Raw genomic sequence first — 19728 nt, 5'->3', positions numbered from 1 at the left:
GTTGGACATGAACAAGCTTACGGTCCTGCTGGTCGATGACCACGAGGGCTTCATCAACGCGGCGATGCGCCATTTCCGCAAGATCGACTGGCTGCAGATCGTCGGCAGCGCCGGCAACGGCCTGGAAGCGATCGAGCGCTCGGAAACGCTGCGCCCGCAGGTGGTACTGATGGACCTGGCCATGCCGGAAATGGGCGGCCTGCAGGCCACCCGCCTGATCAAGTCGCAGGACGACGCACCGTATATCGTGATCGCCAGCCACTTCGACGACGCCGAGCACCGCGAACACGCGCTGCGCGCCGGCGCCGACAATTTCGTCAGCAAGCTGTCCTACATCCAGGAAGTCATGCCGATACTGGAAGGCCTCAGGGAGGATCGATCGTGAGCGAATCGCGCATCCTTGTACTGGACAACGACGCCGTGCGTGCCGAGCGCACCGTTGCCCTGCTGGAATTCATGGACTTCAACCCGCGCTGGGTCTCCGACGCGGCCGATTTCGACCTGGGCCGCCAGCGCCAGAACGACTGGATGGCGGTGATCGTCGGCAGCCTGGATGACAGCGCCGCCAGCACTGCGCTGTACCACTGGCTCGGCGGCAGCAGCCTGCCGCCGCCGGTGCTGCTGGCCGACGGCGATGCCGCTGCTTTCGCGCTGCAGCATGGCCTGCACGAGGCCAACATCTGGCCGCTGGAGACACCGCTGCGCCACGCCCAGATGGAAGCCCTGCTGCGTCGCGCCAGCCTCAAGCGCCTGGACGCCGAGCACCAGGCCGGCGCCGCGCAGGACCAGGGCCCGACCGGCAACGGCGCGGCCGTTACCGCGCTGCGCACGATGATCGAACAGGTCGCCGCCTTCGATACCACCGTGCTGGTGCTGGGCGAATCTGGTACCGGCAAGGAAGTGGTGTCGCGCGCCATCCACCAGCGCTCGCCGCGCCGTGACGGCCCGTTCGTGGCGATCAACTGCGGCGCCATTCCGGCCGACCTTCTGGAAAGCGAACTGTTCGGCCACGAGAAGGGCGCGTTCACCGGTGCGCTCACCGCGCGCAAGGGCCGTTTCGAAATGGCCGAGGGCGGCACCCTGCTGCTCGACGAAATCGGCGACATGAGCCTGCCGATGCAGGTCAAGCTGCTGCGCGTGCTGCAGGAGCGCAGCTTCGAACGCGTGGGTGGCAACCAGACCATCCGCTGCAACGTGCGCGTCGTCGCCGCGACCCACCGCGATCTGGAGACGCGCATTGCCGAAGGCAAATTCCGCGAGGATCTGTTCTACCGCCTCAATGTGTTCCCGATCGACGTGCCGGCCCTGCGCGAACGCCGCGAGGACCTGCCGGCGCTGGTGGAAACCATCGCCGCGCAGCTGGCGCGTACCGGCCGTGGCGAAGTGCGCTTCACCGCCGAGGCGCTTCAGGCCCTGGCCGGTTACGAATGGCCGGGCAACGTACGCGAGCTGACCAACCTGGTCGAGCGCCTGGCAGTGCTGCACCCGGGTGGCTCGGTGCGCGTGCAGGACCTGCCGGCCCGCTACCGGGGCGACGCCGCGCTGGCGGCAGTCGCCGCACCGGCACCGGTGCAGTCCGTCGCCAGCGAAGAGCGCCTGGACCTGCGCAGCTTCTCGTTCCATACCCCGGGCAGCGGCAACCAGCCGGCGCTGGAGCATGGCATCGCCGTCAATCGTGTGGCAGCACCGGCCGCCCTGCCCGACGAGGGCATGGACCTGCGCAACCACATGGCCAACATCGAACTGGGCCTGATCAACGAAGCACTGGAACGCACCCAGGGCGTGGTCGCCCACGCCGCCCAGCTGCTTGGCCTGCGCCGCACCACCCTGGTGGAAAAGCTGCGCAAGTACGGCATCGAACGCGAGCAGGCCGAACTGGCCGGCTGAACCGCGTTTCCAGCATGAGGGGGGCACGAACGCCTGGGCTTGCCCAGGCGTTGGTGTTTGTGGCGCCGAAGATCCACGCGCTACCTGCGTGCCCGATGCATTTGCACATTTTCCTAAAGACAACGCCGCCGCAATGCGGAGCATGGCAAGGACATCCCAAGGAGGTCCCACCATGCATCGCCTCACCCTGCTCGCCACCCTGCTCTTCCCGGTCGTGGCCACTGCCGCCGATTGCAGCCTGCCCACCACTTTGGATCAACGCCAGTTCACCAACCTCAGCGATCCACTGTACGCACCGGACAACCCCAATGCCGGGCGCATGGTGCAGGTCAGCTTCGCCGGCAACCAGTACGTGCTGGACATCCTCGGCACCGATCTGCGCATCGGCGGCAGCTACCGCTACCAGCGCCTGGCCCCGCACATCGCCGAGATCCAGATGACCGAAGCCCACCCGGCTGGCCCTGCCCGCTACACCCTGCTGCTGACCTGCCTGGGCGACCGCCAGGGCCGCTTCATCTACACCCAGCACGACGGCCCCATCGCACCGCGCCAGCGCCAGAATTCCGGCCACTGGACCCTGCAGCCCTAGGCCAGAAAACCGACGCCGGTTAAATGGCGCCATCAATGGTGGTCAGCGCCCGTGCCGGCCAAATCGTGTCGACCAAGGTCGACACCCACCAACAGCAGCAGGAAACTGTCGAAGGCGGGGTGGGTCCGGTTGCGGGGGCGTGAGCGCCATGGATGGCGCGACCGAGCCTCCATGGGTGACGGCGCTTTGCTTGCGAAGCACTGCTTCGCAAACGCCCGAACGCACAGCCGCCAGCGGCTGGGCCGGACCCCGGAGGGGGATTCACGGCGTCCCCCGCAACCGGACCCCCCCCGCCACCCCTCAGCACACCAGCTTCTGCCGTTGCTGTTGAAGTTGCCGGCCAGCGGCCGGCACTACCGCGGGTGCAGGGCGCAGCCCTGCCAGCACACCCACACCCTCACGACACTGAATCGAAAACCGGTTTCGGCACGGCACTTGCACAAGCTCCAGCAGACAACCCCATCCCTGTTTCTGGAACCGTTGCAGATGTCCCACTCCGTCACTTCGATCCTTTCCCAGATCCGCTCCTACCAGACCCAGGTGGGACAGTCCGCGGCGCTCAACCCGCTGGCCGAAGCGCCGCGTAGCAATGCCCTGCCGGGCACGGTGCTGGATGCGCCGCAGGTCCAGCCCGCCAGCTTCACCGAAACCCTGCGCGGAGCGATTGCCGGCGTCAACGATGCGCAACAGAAGTCCGGCGCCCTGGCCAAGGCCTTCGAAATGGGTGACCCCAGTGCCGACCTGGCCAAGGTGATGGTCGCCTCGCAGCAGTCCCAGATCGCCTTCCGCGCCACCGTGGAAGTCCGCAACCGTCTCGTCCAGGCTTACCAGGACGTGATGAACATGCCGCTGTAAGGAACGTTGACGCATGGCACTGACGCTCTCCAAGGACAGCCTGAACGCCGAGAAGGCCGGGCAATGGTTCGACCGCCTGCAGAGTCTGCAGATCACCCGTCGGCTGGGCCTGATGGCGATGATCGCGGTGGCGGTGGCGGCAGGCCTGTCCGTGTTCTTCTGGTCACAGAAGCCGGGCATGGTCCCGCTGTATACCGGCCTGGACCAGAAGGCGACCGCTGAAGCGACCGACCTGCTGCGCGCCGCGCAGATCCCGTTCGCGCTCGACCCGGCCACCGGTGGCATCACCGTGCCGGAAAAGAACCTGCACGACGCCCGCCTGAAGCTGGCCGGATCGGGCCTGACCGACAGCGGCAAGCTCGGCTTCGAGCTGATGGAACGCGACCCCGGCTTCGGCGTCAGCCAGTTCGTGGAAAGCGCGCGCTACCAGCACGCGCTGGAAACCGAACTGTCGCGCACCATCAACACGCTGCGGCCGGTGCGCGATTCGCGCGTGCACCTGGCCATTCCCAAGCCCAGCGCCTTTACCCGCCAGCGTGACGTGGCCAGCGCCTCGGTAACGCTGGAGCTGCGTGGCGGGCAGCAGCTGGAACGCAGCCAGGTCGACGCCATCGTGCACATGGTCGCGGCCAGCATCCCGGACCTTGCGCCTGAACGGGTGACCGTGGTCGACCAGAGCGGCCGCATGCTCAGCGTCAGCGATCCGAACAGCGAGGCTGCGGTCAACGCCGCCCAGTTCGAGCAGGTGCGCCGCCAGGAAACCTCGTTCAACCAGCGCATCCGCGAACTGCTGGAACCGATGACCGGCCCCGGCCGGGTCAACCCGGAAGTGAGCGTGGACATGGATTTCTCGGTGACCGAGGAAGCCCGTGAGCTCTACAACGGTGAGCCGCAGAAGCTGCGCAGCGAGCAGATGAGCGAGAACAGCACCACCACGCCGGGCCCGCAGGGCGTGCCGGGTGCGACCAGCAACAGCCCGCCGGGCCAGCAGGCCGCACCGGCCACCGCGCAGGCGCCGACCGAAAGCAGCAAGAACGCGACCCGCAACTACGAGCTGGACCGCACCCTGCAGCACACCCGCCAGCCGGCCGGCCGCATCAAACGCGTCTCGGTGGCGGTGCTGGTGGACAACGTGCCGCGCGCCGGTGCCAACGGCAAGGTTGCGCCGCAGCCGCTGTCGGCCGCCGAACTGACCCGGGTCGAAGCGCTGGTCAAGCAGGCGGTCGGTTTCAACGCCGAGCGTGGCGACACCGTGTCGGTGATGAACGCCCCGTTCGTGCGTGACACCACGCCGGTCGAAGGCCCGGCCTGGTGGGAACTGCCGTGGGTGCACGATGCCGGCCGCATGCTGCTGGGCGCGGTGGTGGTGCTGGCCCTGCTGTTCGGCGTGCTGCGCCCGGCGCTGCGTGCGATCACCGGCCAGAAGAAGAGCGACGAGCAGGCACTGGAGCCGCATACCGCGGACGTGCAGCTGGTGGATGACGATGGCATGCCGCTGCCGGCGCTGGGCGCCGACCGGGCCAGCCTGGGCGGGCCGGATGCACTGGCCCTGCCGGTGGATTCATATGAGGAACGACTGCGGATGGCGCGTGAAGCCGTGAAGACCGACTCCAAGCGCGTGGCCCAGGTGGTCAAGGGCTGGGTGGCCAATGACTGAGGCACAACTGACCGGTGTGCAGCGCGCGGCGGTACTGCTGCTGTCCCTGGGTGAGCTGGACGCGGCCGAGGTGCTGCGCCACATGGAACCCAAGGAAGTGCAGAAGATCGGCATCGCCATGGCCACCATGACCGACATCACCCGCGAGCAGGTGGAACGGGTGATGGACCAGTTCGGCCAGGAGCTGGGCTCGAAGACCTCGCTGGGCGTGGGCTCGGACGACTACATCCGCAACATGCTGGTGCAGGCGCTGGGCAGCGAGAAGGCCGGCAACCTGATCGACCGCATCCTGCTCGGCCGCAACACCACCGGCCTGGATGCGCTGAAGTGGATGGACCCGCGTGCGGTGGCCGACCTGGTGCGCAACGAGCACCCGCAGATCATCGCCATCGTGATGGCCCACCTGGAAACCGACCAGGCTGCCGATGCGCTGAAGCTGCTGCCCGACCGTACCCGCGTGGACGTGCTGCTGCGCATTGCCACCCTCGACGGTATTCCGCCGAACGCGCTGAATGAACTCAACGAGATCATGGAGCGCCAGTTCGCCGGCAACCAGAACCTGAAGTCGTCCAACATCGGCGGCGTGCAGTGTGCGGCCAACATCCTGAACTTCATGGACAGCGGCCAGGACCAGGCGATCCTGGGCGAGATCGCCCGTATCGACGCACCGCTGAGCAACCGCATCCAGGACCTGATGTTCGTGTTCGACGATCTGGTCGACCTGGACGACCGCGAAATGCAGCTGGTGCTGCGCGAAGTGAGCGGCGAGCGCCTGGGCCTGGCCCTGCGCGGTGCCGACATCAAGGTGCGCGACAAGATCACCCGCAACATGTCGCAGCGCGCGGCGGAAATCCTGCTGGAAGACATGGAGGCCCGTGGCCCGGTGCGCCTGTCCGACGTGGAAGGCGCGCAGCGCGAGATCCTGGCCATCGTCAAGCGCATGGCCGATGAAGGCACTGTCACCATCGGTGGCAGCGCGGAGGCCATGCTGTGAGCAACGTCGTGCGCTGGCTTGCCCCGGACCTGCTGGCCCAGCCCGAACCGGCGCGGGCCCAGGAGGATGTGTTCGAACTCACCGAGCCGGACCCGGAGCACGAACCGGAACCGCCGCTGCAGCTGCCGACCCTGGAGGAAATCCAGGCAATCCAGGAGAGCGCCGAGAAGGAAGGCTTCCAGCACGGCCATACCGAAGGCTATGGCCAGGGCCAGGCCGAGGTGCGACGCCTCGCCGCGCAGATCGAGGGCATCCTCGACAACTTCAGCCGGCCGCTGGTGCGGCTGGAAAACGAAGTCGTCGGCGCGCTGGGCGAGCTGGCGGTGCGTATCGCCGGTGCGCTGGTCGGTCGTGCCTACGAGGCCGAGCCGGCGCTGCTCGCGCAGCTGGTCGGTGAAGCGATCGATGCCGTGGGTGGCAGTACCCGCGAGGTGGAAGTCCGCCTGCACCCGGACGACATTGCCGCCCTCGCCCCGCTGTTGAACCTGTCGCCGCAGCAGCGCCTGGTACCGGATACCAGCCTCAGTCGTGGCGACCTGCGCGTGCACGCCGAAGCCGTGCGCATCGACGGCACCCTGGAAGCGCGCCTGCGCGGTGCGCTGGATGCGGTGATCCGCCAGACCGGAGCAACCGCATGAGCCCGGAATCGCAAGCCGCGCCACAACCGGCGGCGCAGCCGGCCGATTGGGCCGTGGCCCGCAACCTGCGCCTGGCCAGCCGTCTCGACGGCCTGCGCGTGGACACCGCGCATGGTCGCGGGCTGATCCGCGAAGGCGTGCTGCGCCGCGCGGTCGGCCTGACCCTGGAAGCGGTCGGCTGCGAGGCGCCACTGGGCGCCAGCTGCAAGGTCGAAGTGGTCGATGGCGGCTGGGTCGATGCCGAAGTGGTCGGCTTTGCCGGCGAACGTACCTACCTGATGCCCAGTGCCGAACTGCACGGCCTGCTGCCCAACGCGCGGGTGGTGCCCTCGGCGCGCCGTGGCGGCGTGGCAGTGGGCGAAGGCCTGCTCGGCCGCGTGATCGACAGCGACGGCGTACCGCTGGACGGCAAGGGCCCGATCCGCGCCGAAGGGCATGTCGGCATGGCCGGCGTGTCGATCAATCCGCTGGCGCGCGAACCGATCACCCAGCCGTTGGACGTCGGCGTGCGCGCGATCAATGCGCTGCTGCCGATTGGCCGCGGCCAGCGTGTCGGCCTGTTCGCTGGCTCCGGCGTCGGCAAGTCGACGCTGCTGGGCATGATGACCCGCTACACCGCCGCCGACGTGATCGTGGTTGGCCTGATCGGCGAGCGCGGCCGCGAAGTGCGCGATTTCGTCGAGACCACGCTGGGCGAGGAAGGCCTGCGCCGCGCGGTGGTGGTCGCCAGCCCCGCCGATCGGCCGCCGCTGGCACGCCTGCACGGCGCCTACCGCGCCACCGCCATCGCCGAGTGGTTCCGCGACCAGGGCTTGAACGTGCTGCTGCTGATGGACTCGCTGACCCGCTTCGCGCAGGCGCAGCGCGAGATCGGCCTGTCGGTGGGCGAACCACCAACCACCCGCGGCTACCCGCCGTCGGTGTTCGCCAAGCTGCCAGCGCTGGTTGAACGCGCGGGCAACGGTGCCAAGGGCCGCGGCTCGATCACCGCGTTCTACACGGTGCTGACCGAGGGCGACGATCCGCAGGATCCGATCGCCGATGCGGCGCGCGCGATCCTCGACGGCCACATCCTGCTGTCGCGCCGCGTCGCCGACAGTGGCCTGTACCCGGCCATCGACGTCGAATCGTCGGTCAGCCGCGTGGTCACGGAAATCGCCGACGAGCCGTGGCGCCTGCGCATCCGCAAGCTGAAGCGGCTGGTGTCGGCCTACTCGGCCAACCGCGACCTGATCGCCATCGGTGCCTATCAGCGCGGCAACGACGCCGCGACCGACGAAGCCCTGGAACGTTGGCCGGAAATCATGGAGTTCCTCGGCCAGGACGTTGCCAAGGCCGCAGATCTCCCGCACAGCCAGGCGGCGCTGCAGCGCCTGGTGGAACAAGAGAGCTAAGCCATGAACCAGTCCAAGCGCATCGATCCCCTGCTCAAGCGGGCCCAGGAACACGAGGACGCGGTGGCCCGCGATCTCGCCGAACGCCAGCGCGTGCTCGATACCCATCTATCGCGACTGGACGAACTGCGCCGTTATGCCGAGGAGTACGCCAACGCCCAGATGGCGGCGACCAGCCCGGCGCAACTGCTCAACCGTCGCGCCTTCCTCGACCGCCTCGACAGCGCGGTGGAGCAGCAGCAGCGCACCGTCGACGGCAACCGCGAGAAAGTGGAAGCCGAGCGGGCGCGACTGATCCTGGCCAGCCGCGACAAGGCCGTACTGGAGCAGCTGGCCGCCAGCTACCGCGCGCAGGAGAAAGTGGTGACCGACCGCCGCGACCAGCGCGAGATGGATGACATCGGCGCGCGCCGGGCGCGGCTGGTGCAGGCCGAAGACCAGGACGGTGCCGAGCAGGGAGGCCGCGCGTGATGCCCGCTCCACTCAGCGGCAGCGCCAGCGCCCAGCCGCAGGGCTCCGGCAATGGTGCCGCGCGCACCCCGCGCAGCGACAGCAACAAGGAATTCAGCCAGCTGCTGCAGGGAGGCGCGCCGGCTGCCGATGCGCCCGCCCGGGCGTCGAGCGCGCCGACACCCACCACCCCGCAGGGTCCAGCGTCGGACAGCAGGGGTCAGGCTGGCAGCGAGCGCAACCCGGACACTGCCGCCGCACCCGAGGACACCGCGGCCGTGGTGCCTGCAGTACCGGCCAAGCCCCTTGCCGAGAAGGACGCACCGGCTGCAACCGAGGAAGCGCCCTGGCCGCCGCTGGGCCTGGCCGGGCTGGTGCTGGCGGTACCGCTTCCCGCCGATCCTGCCGCTGCCCTGCCCGCCGCTGCGGTTGTGCCGGCCACCGACACAGACGGCGTTGCCCTGCCTGCCACAGCTGCACAATCGGCCGCTGCGGTTGTGCCGGCCGCTACCACACCGGCTGCCGCCGCCACCGAAGGCAAGGCCAACGCCGCGTCCGGCACCGAGCAGGCGACCACGCTGCCACTGCCTGAGATGCTGCTGCCCGGAAAACGCAGCGAGCGTAGTGAAGACGGCGACGCGCCCCTGATCGGCGAGCGCACCGCGGCGCCCCTGCTGCACGCCCCGGCCAACGCCGCGGTGCAGGACCTGAAGGCCGCACTCGCTGCTGGCAACGCGATCTTCAACGGCGAGCCGACGCCGAAGCCGGTGCTCGGTGATGATGGCTTCGACCAGGCCATCGGCGCGCGGCTGGGCTGGCTGGCCGACCAGAAGATCGGCCACGCCCACATCCGGCTGAGCCCGGATGACATGGGCCCGGTCGATGTGCGCCTGCAGTTGAATGGCGACAAGGTGCATGCCAGCTTCAGCAGCCCGCATGTGGACGTGCGCCAGGCCCTGGAAAACAGCCTGCCGCGCCTGCGCGAGCTGCTCGGCGAGCAGGGCTTCCAGCTGGCCCACGCCGATGTCGGCCACCAGGCCCCCGGTGGTGACGGCAATGCGTCGGGACCATCCGGTGGCGGCGGGCTGGCCGGTGACGGAGAACCGACGCCGGGCGACGCCAGCGTCTCCCCCGCCCAGTTGATCCGCCAGCGCGGGTTGCTGGACGCCTATGCCTGACAGGTGTGCCAACCAAGGTTGGCACCCACCGACACAGGTATCCGACGGAATTCCGTCGCACCCCTCCACCCGCCCTTCGGCACGCCCCTTGCATATCCCGGTGAAGCAACCCTCAGGAGCTTCACCCCGTGGCCGCAGCCGCTGAAAAAACCAAGAAGACCGCCGAGAAGGACAAGACCGCCAAGCCGCGTAGTCCGATCCTGATCACCGCACTGGTGGCCGTACTGGCCGCCGCAGCCGCCGGTGGTGGCGTCTGGTTCTTCACCCAGTCCAAGCACGAAGAGAAGGCCGCGCAGGCGCCGAAGAAGACCACCACGCCCGCCCCCGCCCAGTACTTCGCGCTGGACCCGGCCTTCGTGGTCAACCTCAACGGCCCGGTCGACGGCCCGCGCTACCTGCAGCTGGAAGTGCAGCTGATGACCCGCGACCCGGCCGCGCTGGAAGCGATCAAGACCCACGCCCCGGCCATCCGGGCGCGCCTGCTGATGCTGTTCTCGCAGGTCAGCCCCGACCAGATCGCCGATATCGCCGGCAAGCAGAAGCTGCAGGCCGCCTCGCTCGCCGAAGTGCAGAAGGTGCTCAAGGCCGAGACCGGCAGCAACGGCGCCGACGATCTGCTGTTCACCAGCTTCGTGACCCAGTAAGGGCCCACCGATGAATGACCTGCTGTCCCAGGATGAGATCGATGCCCTGCTCCACGGCGTGGACAGTGGCGCGGTCGAGACCGATCCGGAACCGCCGTCAGGCGAGGCACGTTCGTACGACTTCGCCAGCCAGGACCGCATCATCCGCGGTCGCATGCCGACCCTGGAAATGGTCCACGAGCGCTTCGCGCGCCTGTGGCGGATCGGCCTGTTCAACCTGATCCGCCGCTCGGCCGAGCTGTCGGTGCGCGGCATCGAACTGATCAAGTTCAACGATTACATGCACTCGCTGTATGTGCCGACCAACCTGAACCTGATCCGCTTCAAGCCGCTGCGCGGTACCGGCCTGATCGTGTTCGAGCCGACCCTGGTGTTCGCCATCGTCGACAACTTCTTCGGCGGCGACGGGCGCTACCCGACGCGCATCGAGGGCCGCGAGTTCACCGCCACCGAAATGCGGGTGATCCACCTGCTGCTGAAGCAGACCTTCGCCGACCTGCGCGAGGCCTGGGCACCGGTGATGGACGTCGACTTCGAGTACATCAACTCGGAGATCAACCCGCACTTCGCCAACATCGTGACCCCGCGCGAATACGTGGTGGTGTGCCGCCTGCACGTGGAACTGGACGGTGGCGGCGGCGACATCCACGTCACCCTGCCCTACTCGATGCTGGAGCCGATCCGCGAACTGCTCGACGCGGGCATCCAGAGCGACCGCAACGACCGCGACGAGAGCTGGGGCCAGACCCTGCGCGAGCAGCTCAACATCGCCGAGGTGACGCTGTCCAGCGTGCTGGCCAGCAAGCGCATGACCCTGCGCGACCTGACCCGGCTGAAGGTTGGTGATGTGCTGCCGATCGAGCTGAATCCGCAGGTGCCGCTGTGCGTGGAGAACATTCCGGTGTTCACCGGCGAGTTCGGCATCGCCAACGGCATGAACGCCGTGAAGATCACCGCTACCCATCCGCCGGGCACCCGTCCGCGCGTACCCGTCATCCAGGAAGACCCGCAATGAACGATATCGACGCCCTCGAACCGACCCCGGCCCAGTTCAGCAGCCTGCAGGCCGATGAGGCGAACGGTCCCGACCTGAACCTGGACGTGATCCTCGACGTGCCGGTGACCCTGTCGCTGGAAGTCGGTCGCGCCCGCCTGCCGATCCGCAACCTGCTGCAGCTCAACCAGGGCTCGGTGGTGGAACTGGAACGCGGCGCCGGCGAATCGCTGGATGTGTTCGTCAACGGCACCCTGATCGCCCACGGCGAAGTGGTGGTGATCAATGACCGCTTCGGCGTGCGCCTGACCGACGTGGTCAGCCCGAGCGAGCGGATCCGGAGACTGCGTTGAGCCTGCTGGCCTCCACCCTGCTGGCGGTCGGCAAGACCGCCGCGCCGATTGGCCCGCAGGTCGGCCAGCACGCGGCCGCCGCACCGAGCCTGTTCGGTGCGGTGCTGGCGCTGCTGGCGGTGCTGGCCCTGGTCATCGGCCTGGGCTGGCTGCTCAAGCGCCTGCCCGGCAGCGGCTTCCGCCCGGCCGAAGGCATGAAGCTGGTGGCCAGCCTGAGCGTCGGTGCCAAGGAACGCGTGGTGGTGGTGGAGGTCAACGGCCAGCAGCTGCTGCTGGGCGTGACCGCCGGTGGCATCAATACCCTGCACACCCTGCCCGAACCGCTGCCGCCGCCGGCACCGGTGCGCGTGCCGGATTTCAAGAACCTGCCGAATTTCGCCCAGCTGCTGCAGCAGCGGCTGCGCAAGGACCCCTGACATGCGTGTCACCCGTACCCGTGTTGCCACCCTGATGCCGTGGCTGCTGTTGCTTGCCCTGTGCCTGTTGCCGGCACTGGCGTTCGCCGCGCCCGGCGCGCCGACCACGCCGCTGCCGGACATCAACGTCGGCAAGATCGGCGGTGCGCCGGTCAGCCTGCCGCTGCAGACCCTGCTGCTGATGACGGCGATCACCCTGATCCCGTCGATGCTGCTGGTACTGACCTCGTTCACCCGCATCATCATCGTGCTGGGCCTGCTGCGCCAGGCACTGGGCACCGGGCAGACGCCATCCAACCAGGTGCTGCTGGGGCTGGCCCTGTTCCTCACCGCGATGGTGATGATGCCGACCTGGGACAAGGCCTGGAGTGCCGGCATGGCGCCCTACCTCAACGGTGAGATCGACTTCCAGACCGCGTGGACGCTGACCACCACGCCACTGCGTGGCTTCATGCTGGCGCAGATCCGCGAGACCGACCTGATGACCTTCGCCGGCATCGCCGGGCACGGTACCTATGCCAGCCCCGACGCGATCCCGTTCCCGGTGCTGGTGGCCTCGTTCGTCACCAGCGAGCTGAAGACCGCCTTCGAGATCGGCTTCCTGATCTTCATCCCGTTCGTGATCATCGACCTGGTCGTGGCCAGCGTGCTGATGTCGATGGGCATGATGATGCTGTCGCCGATGCTGGTGTCGGCCCCGTTCAAGATCCTGCTGTTCGTGCTGGTCGATGGCTGGGTGCTGACCGTGGGCACCTTGGCGGCAAGCTTCAATCCGGCCTGATATCCCTCGTAAAGCGCAGTCGAGCATGGCTCGACTCTACATGAGCGTCGCCGGGCAGCGCCCGGCGCTACCGATGGAAAGACGATGTCTCCCGAACTTGCCTTGACCGAACTGCGTGGCGGCCTGATCACCGTGTTGTGGGTGGCCGGCCCGTTGCTGCTTACCGTGCTGGTGGTGGGCGTGGTGGTCGGTGTCGTGCAGGCCGCGACCCAGTTGAACGAACCGACCATCGCCTTCGTCGCCAAGGCGGCGGCACTGACAGCCGTGCTGTTCGCACTGGGCAGCCTGCTGATCGGCCACCTGGTTGAATTCACCACGCTGCTGTTCCAGCGCATTCCGCACCTGATCGGCTAGGACGCGCAACTCGATGGATGCCGCCACCCAGATGGCCGCCGACGGCCTGCAGGCCTTCGGCATGATCGGCACCGTGCTGTGGACCATGCTGCGCATCGGCGCGGTGGCCATGGCCATGCCGATGGTCGGTACCCGCGCGGTACCGGCGCGGGTCCGCGTGGTGCTGGCCGGCACCCTGGCCATCGCGCTGGCACCGCTGTTGCCGCCCGTACCCGAGTGGACCGGCTTCGATGCCGCCACCGTGCTGACCGTCGCCCGTGAACTGGCGATCGGCGTGGCCATCGGCTTCCTGCTGCGGCTGGTGTTCGAGGCCGGCGCGATGGCCGGCGAACTGATCGCCCAGGGCACCGGCCTGGCCTTCGCGCAGATGAGCGACCCATTGCGCGGCGGCACCTCGGGCGTGATCGGCCAGTGGTTCTACCTGCTGTTCGGCCTGCTGTTCTTCACTGCCAACGGCCACCTGGCCTTGATCTCGCTGGTGGTGGACAGCTACCGGGCGCTGCCGATCGGCGCTCCGCTGCCGGACCCGCACGCGTTCTTCAGCATCGCCCCGACCTTCCTGCTGACCGTGCTGCGTGGCGCGCTGACCCTGGCGATTCCGCTGACAGTGGCAATGCTGGCGGTGAACCTGGCCTTCGGCGTGCTGGCCCGCGCCGCGCCGGCGCTGAACCCGATCCAGCTCGGCCTGCCGGTCTCGCTGCTGCTGGGCCTGTTCCTGCTGGCCCTGCTGGCCGGGGAAATGGGCCCGCCGGTACAGCGCCTGTTCGACGCCGCCTTCCAGGCTGCGGACGCGGTCACACGCTGACGTGATCATCACGCTTTGCTGCTTGCCCTTCCCCCGGGTCTGCGCGTTAGAGTGAATGCGTGGTGTCCAGGGGGGACGCCACGATCGGCCAGCGTTCCGCGCCGGCCCGCCTCATGCATGCCCCACCGTGGTTTCCGTCGACAGGCAGGTCCGGGAGACTGACGAATGCTGGTAGGCACGTACAACCCGTGGCTGGTGGCGATCTCGTTGCTGGTTGCCGTGATGGCCTCGTACACCGCGCTGGCGATGGCCGGGCGCACGGTCACTGCACCCGGCAAGGGCGCGGCCTGGTGGTGGCGGCTGGGCGGCGGCTTCGCCATGGGCCTGGGCATCTGGTCGATGCACTTCATCGGCATGCTGGCCTTCAGCCTGCCCATTCCGCTCGGATACGACCTGCCGATCACCCTGCTTTCGCTGGCACTGGCCATCGCTTCGTCGGTGTTCGCGCTGTGGCTGGTTTCGCTGCGCACCCTGCCGCATCCGCGGCTGGCCGGTGGTGCGCTGCTGATGGGCACCGGCATTGCTGGCATGCATTACGTTGGCATGGCCGCCATGCGCATGCGCCCGGGCATCGAATACGACCCCGGCTGGCTGCTGTTCTCGTTGATGGTGGCGGTCGCCGCCTCGTGGACCGCGCTGTATGTGGCGTTCCGCCTGCGCGCGCAGCGCACGCGGGTGGGTGATCGGCTGGCCGCGGCCGGGCTGCTCGGGCTGGCCATCGTCGGCATGCACTACACCGGCATGGCCGCCGCACGCTTCCCGGAAGGCAGCATCTGCGGCGCGGCGGTGGGCGACGGGCTGCAGAGCGAATGGCTGGCGATGCTGGTGGTGGTGCTGACCGTGGCCATCCTGGCCGTGGTGCTGGTGGTGTCGTGGCTGGATCAGCGCGTGGAAGCGCAGCTGCTGCGCCTGCGCAATTCACTGCTGAGCACCTCGCTGACCGACGCCCAGCAGGAACTGACCCAGGCCGCGCTGCACGACCCGCTGACCCGCCTGCCCAACCGCCTGCTGCTGCAACGGCGCATCGTGCAGGCGCTGGCCGAGGCGGAACAGGGCGGCAACCGCTTCGCGGTGATGTTCATGGACCTGGACGGGTTCAAGCAGGTCAACGATGCCTATGGCCACCAGGCCGGTGATGCCCTGCTGGTGGCGGTGGCGGAGCGAACGCGCCAGCTGTTGCGGCCGCACGACATGCTGGCACGGCTGGGCGGCGATGAATTCGTGCTGGTGGTGCGCATCGAGCACGACGAGGACCTGCCGACCCTGGCCCGTCGCATCCTGCAGGCGGTGGGCAGCGGCCCGCTGCTGCCCGACAACGAACTGCAGGTGACCGCCAGCATCGGCGTGGCGATCTGCCCCGACCACGCCGCCAGCGAGCGCCAGCTGATGGCCTTCGCCGATGCAGCGATGTACCAGGCCAAGGAGTCCGGGCGCAACGCCTTCGTGCTGTTCGCCGACTGGATGAACGACAGCGCCGAGCAGCAGTTCCGCCTGCTGGCCGACCTGCGCCGGGCGATCGGCAGCGATCAGCTGTTCCTGAACTACCAGCCGAAGATCCGCGTGGCCACGCAGAAGGTGGCCGGCGCCGAGGCGCTGATCCGCTGGCGCCATCCCGAGCATGGCCTGATTCCGCCGGATCGCTTCATCCGCCTGGCCGAACGCAGCGGCGCGATCAACGACATCGGCCGCTGGGCGCTGGACCAGGCCTGCCAGCAGCTGCGGCGCTGGCACGACGCCGGCCACGAAGGCTGGTCGATGTCGGTGAACCTGTCGCCGGTACAGTTCAGTTCGCCGCATCTGCTGCAGGACGTGCGCTCGGTGATCGAACGCCACGCCATCGCGCCCCGCCATCTGGTGCTGGAGATCACCGAAAGCACGGTGATGCGCGATACCGACACCAGCCTGCGCCTGCTGCAGGCGCTGTCGGCGCTCGGCGTCGGCATTTCCATCGACGACTTCGGCACCGGCTATTCCAGCCTGCTGTACCTGAAGCGGCTGCCGGCCACCGAGATCAAGATCGACCACGCCTTCGTGCGCGACCTGGAGCACAGCGCTGAGGACGTGGTGATCGTCTCGGCGATCGTGGCGCTGGGCCACGCACTGGACATGGACATCGTGGCCGAAGGGGTGGAGACCGCTGCCCAGCGCGCCTACCTGGAACGATTGGGCTGCGACTACCTGCAGGGCTACCTGCTCGGTCGCCCGGTCGATGCCGCCCGCTTCATGCAGCTGCACGACCTGCCCCGGCCACGGGTGGAACTGGCGCAGAGCCCGCCGACCCAGCATCCACCCGGGTAACTCCGGGCTGCACGCCTGCGGGGTACGGCCTGGTGCTGCCCGCACCTGCCCTGGCAGGTGCCCATCCTGGTTGGCACCTGAACCCGTCACGGAACAGTTCTTGCACGCACCCCGGCATCCCCTGCCGCAGTGCCCGTGATGTCCGAGAACGAATCCGCCGGCGAAAAGACCGAACAACCCACCGAAAAACGCCTGCGCGACGCCCGTGAACAGGGCAACCTGCCGCGCTCTCGCGAACTCGGCACGGCCGCCGTGTTCGGCGCCGGCGTGCTGGCGGTGATGGCCATGAGCGGCTCGATCGGCCGTGGCGCCACGGCCTGGATGAAGCATGCGCTCAGCCCGGAACAGAGCCTGCGGCAGAACCCGAAGGAACTGTTCGGCCACTTCGGCGACCTGCTGCTGCAGTTCCTGCTGGTGATCGCACCGCTGGTACTGGTCTGCCTGCTGGCCAGCTTCGTCGCGCCGCTGGTGATGGGCGGCCTGCGCTGGTCGCAGAAGGCGTTGCTGCCCGACATCAACCGGCTGAACCCGATGAGCGGGCTCAAGCGCCTGTACGGCCCGGAAGCCATCGCCGAGTTCACCAAATCGCTACTGCGCGTGGCCTTCGTCGGCGTGGCCGCCGGGCTGGTGGTGTGGACCGGCTTCGACACCCTGCGCGGGCTGATCCACCACCCGCTGGAAACCGCCATCACCGACGGCCTGGGCTTCACCCTGCGGCTGCTGCTGGCCACCGCCGGCGCGATGCTGGTGCTGGCCGCCATCGATGCCCCGTACCAGCGCTGGAACTGGATGCGCAAGCTGAAGATGACCCGTGAAGAGCTGCGCCGGGAAATGAAGGAAAGCGAGGGCAGCCCTGAAGTGAAGGGGCGCATCCGCCAGCTGCAGCAGCAGATGGCCAACCGCCGGATGATGGAAGCGGTCCCCACCGCCGACGTGGTGGTGGTCAACCCGACCCACTACGCGGTGGCCCTGAAGTACGAAGGCGGCGCCATGAACGCCCCCACCGTGGTCGCCCTGGGCGTGGACGAGACCGCCCTGCGCATCCGTGAAGTGGCCGACGGCAACAAGGTCGCGATCGTCTCTGCCCCGCCTTTGGCACGCGCCTTGTATCGGGAAGGCCAACTCGGAAAGGAAATCCCCGTGAGACTGTATTCGGCCGTCGCCCAGGTCCTGTCCTACGTCTACCAGCTGCGCTCCTGGCGCACTGGGCCGATGCCGGACGCCCCGCACATCCAGGTGGATGAATTCGGCAAGGGAGGCCGCCCGTGAGCGCCCAGCCCTCCTCCGGCTTCAACACCCGCCGCGCCCTGGAAATGATCCGCCAGGGACTTGGCGCGCCGCTGATCGTGCTGGCCCTGCTGGCCATGGTCGTGGTGCCGCTGGCCGCGCCGGTGCTCGATGCACTGTTCACCTTCAACATCGCCATCTCGCTGATGGTGCTGCTGGCGGTGGTCTACGTGAAGCGCCCGCTGGACTTCACCATCTTCCCGATCGTGCTGCTGATCACCACCATGCTGCGGCTGGCGCTGAACGTGGCCTCCACCCGCGTGATCCTGCTCAACGGCCAGAACGGCCATGACGCCGCGGGCAAGGTCATCGCCGCGTTCGGCGAGTTCGTGATCGGCGGCAACTACGCGGTCGGCATCGTGGTGTTCGCGATCCTGACCATCATCAACTTCGTGGTCATCACCAAGGGCGCCGGCCGCGTCTCGGAAGTGACCGCGCGCTTCATCCTGGACGCGATGCCCGGCAAGCAGATGGCGATCGACGCCGACCTCAACGCCGGATTGCTGACGCGTGAAGAGGCCAAGGCGCGCCGCGAGGAAGTCCGCGAGGAAGCGGACTTCTACGGCGCGATGGACGGTGCCAGCAAGTTCATCCGCGGCGATGCCATCGCCGGCATCCTGATCCTGTTCATCAACATGCTCGGCGGCCTGGCCGTGGGCGTGATGCAGCACGGCATGCCGTTCGGCCAGGCGGCCGCCACCTATACCCTGCTGTCGATCGGTGACGGCCTGGTGGCGCAGCTGCCGGCCCTGCTGGTGTCCAGCGCGGTGGCGATGCTGGTCACCCGTGCCTCGCGTTCTCAGGACATGGCCCAAGCCATGACCGGCCAGGTGTTCGGCCAGTACCGCGCGCTGGCGATCACCGCCGGCATCCTCGGCCTGGTCGGGCTGGTGCCGGGCATGCCCAACGTCGCTTTCCTGACGCTGGCGGCGATCCTCGGCTTCATCGCCTGGAAGCTGTACCGCAAGGAGAAGGCACCGGCAGCCAATGCGGCGGCCGCGGGCGGTGACGCGGCCGCGCTCAATGCGCTGGGCCGCCCGGCCGCACCGGCACCGACCGCCGAACTGAGCTGGGACGAGCTGCGCCCGGTCGATCCGCTGGGCCTGGAAGTGGGCTACCGGCTGATTCCGCTGGTGGACGCCAACCAGGGCGGCGAGCTGATGGCGCGGATCAAGGGCGTGCGTCGCAAGCTGACCCAGGACGTCGGCTTCCTGATCCCCTCGGTACACATCCGCGACAACCTGGAACTGCCAGCCAACGGCTACCGCGTGCTGGTGCATGGCGTGCCGGTGGCCACCGCCGAGATCCATCCCGACCGCGAGCTGGCACTGGACCCGGGCAGCGCGCTGGGGGCACTGGAAGGCATCGCCGGCAAGGACCCCGCGTTCGGCCTGGATGCCACCTGGATCCAGCCGCACCAGCGTGCCCAGGCCGAGACGCTGGGCTACACCGTGGTCGACCCGGCCACGGTGGTCGCCACCCACCTCTCGCACCTGATCCGTGAGCACGCGCCGGAACTGCTCGGCCACGAGGAGGTGCAGCACCTGCTGGCCAACCTGGCCAAGAGCGCGCCCAAGCTCGTCGAAGATCTGACGCCGAAGGCGCTGCCGCTGTCGGCGGTGGTGCGCGTGCTGCAGAACCTGCTGGTGGAACGCATTCCGATCCGCCAGCTGCGCAAGATCGCCGAAGCGCTGGTCGAGCATGCGCCCAGCAGCCAGGACCCGGCCGTGCTGACCGCCGCGGTGCGCACTGCGCTGGGCCGTTTCATCGTGCAGGAGATCGCCGGAATGTCGGCGGAGCTGCCGGTGTTCACCCTCAACCCGCAATTGGAACGTGTCTTGCAGGAGTCCACGCAGGGCAACGGCGCCGCGCTGGAACCCGGACTCGCTGAGCGACTGCACCAGAGCCTGGCCGAATGTGTCAGCAAGCAGGAAGCCCGCAACGAGCCCGCGGTCGTGCTGGTACCCGGCCCGGTGCGCGCCGCGCTGGCCCGCCTGGTCCGCCACAGCGTTCCGTCGCTGTCGGTCCTGGCCTACAGCGAGGTGCCGGAAGACAAGCGCCTGAAGCTGGTCGGAACGATCAGCTGACGCCGCCCTTCGATGCGCCAGAAAACAGACACCACCTTCGAACCAACGCAACAGACAGACACCAAGG

20 protein-coding genes are annotated in these 19728 nt (G+C 68.3%); all 20 read left to right on the top strand.

Annotation, left to right across the window (positions count from 1 at the left end; genetic code table 11):
• Positions 1-7: 7 nt before the first annotated feature.
• On the top strand, positions 8-385 hold the full coding sequence (locus N5C18_RS12650; protein ID WP_010485922.1) for a response regulator transcription factor: 378 nt from the start codon (positions 8-10) through the stop codon (positions 383-385).
• The gene (locus N5C18_RS12645; RefSeq protein ID WP_164240900.1) at positions 382-1887 is read left to right on the top strand and encodes a sigma-54 dependent transcriptional regulator; all 1506 of its coding nucleotides are present in this window, start codon (positions 382-384) and stop codon (positions 1885-1887) included. Before N5C18_RS12650 ends, N5C18_RS12645 begins: the two co-directional genes overlap by 4 nt.
• A gap of 172 nt (positions 1888-2059) precedes the next feature.
• Positions 2060-2476 carry a hypothetical protein gene (locus N5C18_RS12640; RefSeq protein ID WP_053511013.1) on the top strand — a complete coding sequence of 139 codons (417 nt, stop codon included), beginning with the start codon at positions 2060-2062 and terminating at the stop codon, positions 2474-2476.
• A 486-nt stretch (positions 2477-2962) separates the two neighbouring features.
• Positions 2963-3331, top strand: a complete 369-nt coding sequence (gene fliE, locus N5C18_RS12635) for a flagellar hook-basal body complex protein FliE (RefSeq protein WP_006443488.1) — start codon at positions 2963-2965, stop codon at positions 3329-3331.
• A 13-nt stretch (positions 3332-3344) separates the two neighbouring features.
• Positions 3345-4988: a flagellar basal-body MS-ring/collar protein FliF gene (gene fliF / locus N5C18_RS12630; protein WP_279944740.1), complete on the top strand. Its 1644-nt coding sequence runs from the start codon at positions 3345-3347 to the stop codon at positions 4986-4988.
• A gap of 7 nt (positions 4989-4995) precedes the next feature.
• Complete coding sequence (gene fliG / locus N5C18_RS12625) at positions 4996-5982, top strand: flagellar motor switch protein FliG (protein ID WP_024958226.1); 987 nt, start codon at positions 4996-4998, stop codon at positions 5980-5982.
• Entirely contained in the window at positions 5979-6620 is a 642-nt protein-coding gene (locus tag N5C18_RS12620; protein WP_279944738.1) for a FliH/SctL family protein, read from the top strand. The genes fliG and N5C18_RS12620 overlap by 4 nt, the downstream gene beginning before the upstream one ends.
• On the top strand, positions 6617-8014 hold the full coding sequence (locus N5C18_RS12615) for a FliI/YscN family ATPase (protein ID WP_053511015.1): 1398 nt from the start codon (positions 6617-6619) through the stop codon (positions 8012-8014). Before N5C18_RS12620 ends, N5C18_RS12615 begins: the two co-directional genes overlap by 4 nt.
• Positions 8015-8017: 3 nt before the next feature.
• On the top strand, positions 8018-8485 hold the full coding sequence (gene fliJ, locus N5C18_RS12610) for a flagellar export protein FliJ (RefSeq protein ID WP_006443420.1): 468 nt from the start codon (positions 8018-8020) through the stop codon (positions 8483-8485).
• A complete protein-coding gene (locus tag N5C18_RS12605) occupies positions 8485-9642 on the top strand; it encodes a flagellar hook-length control protein FliK (protein WP_279944734.1) in 1158 nt (385 codons plus the stop codon). Before fliJ ends, N5C18_RS12605 begins: the two co-directional genes overlap by 1 nt.
• Positions 9643-9770: 128 nt before the next feature.
• Positions 9771-10286: a flagellar basal body-associated FliL family protein gene (locus N5C18_RS12600; RefSeq protein WP_053449671.1), complete on the top strand. Its 516-nt coding sequence runs from the start codon at positions 9771-9773 to the stop codon at positions 10284-10286.
• Positions 10287-10296: 10 nt separating this feature from the next.
• Positions 10297-11301: a flagellar motor switch protein FliM gene (gene fliM, locus N5C18_RS12595; RefSeq protein WP_008267348.1), complete on the top strand. Its 1005-nt coding sequence runs from the start codon at positions 10297-10299 to the stop codon at positions 11299-11301.
• Entirely contained in the window at positions 11298-11633 is a 336-nt protein-coding gene (gene fliN, locus N5C18_RS12590) for a flagellar motor switch protein FliN (protein WP_005409543.1), read from the top strand. The genes fliM and fliN overlap by 4 nt, the downstream gene beginning before the upstream one ends.
• Complete coding sequence (gene fliO / locus N5C18_RS12585) at positions 11630-12049, top strand: flagellar biosynthetic protein FliO (protein ID WP_008266130.1); 420 nt, start codon at positions 11630-11632, stop codon at positions 12047-12049. Before fliN ends, fliO begins: the two co-directional genes overlap by 4 nt.
• Position 12050: 1 nt before the next feature.
• Positions 12051-12830 (top strand): flagellar type III secretion system pore protein FliP, encoded by a 780-nt coding sequence (gene fliP, locus N5C18_RS12580; protein ID WP_049456087.1) that lies wholly within the window; start codon positions 12051-12053, stop codon positions 12828-12830.
• Between the two features lie 84 nt (positions 12831-12914).
• Positions 12915-13184, top strand: a complete 270-nt coding sequence (locus N5C18_RS12575) for a flagellar biosynthetic protein FliQ (protein ID WP_005413254.1) — start codon at positions 12915-12917, stop codon at positions 13182-13184.
• A 13-nt stretch (positions 13185-13197) separates the two neighbouring features.
• Positions 13198-13989, top strand: coding sequence for a flagellar biosynthetic protein FliR (gene fliR / locus N5C18_RS12570; RefSeq protein ID WP_164241653.1), 792 nt, complete (start codon positions 13198-13200; stop codon positions 13987-13989).
• Between the two features lie 165 nt (positions 13990-14154).
• The gene (locus N5C18_RS12565; RefSeq protein ID WP_053511023.1) at positions 14155-16287 is read left to right on the top strand and encodes a bifunctional diguanylate cyclase/phosphodiesterase; all 2133 of its coding nucleotides are present in this window, start codon (positions 14155-14157) and stop codon (positions 16285-16287) included.
• 138 nt (positions 16288-16425) lie between these two features.
• Entirely contained in the window at positions 16426-17556 is a 1131-nt protein-coding gene (gene flhB / locus N5C18_RS12560; RefSeq protein ID WP_006443036.1) for a flagellar biosynthesis protein FlhB, read from the top strand.
• 44 nt (positions 17557-17600) lie between these two features.
• A complete protein-coding gene (gene flhA, locus N5C18_RS12555; RefSeq protein WP_180878096.1) occupies positions 17601-19661 on the top strand; it encodes a flagellar biosynthesis protein FlhA in 2061 nt (686 codons plus the stop codon).
• Positions 19662-19728: the final 67 nt, after the last annotated feature.

It is taken from the genome of Stenotrophomonas sp. GD03930, from assembly GCF_029839665.1.
GTDB lineage: Bacteria > Pseudomonadota > Gammaproteobacteria > Xanthomonadales > Xanthomonadaceae > Stenotrophomonas > Stenotrophomonas forensis.
This window is presented reverse-complemented; position numbering and strand designations above follow the sequence as displayed.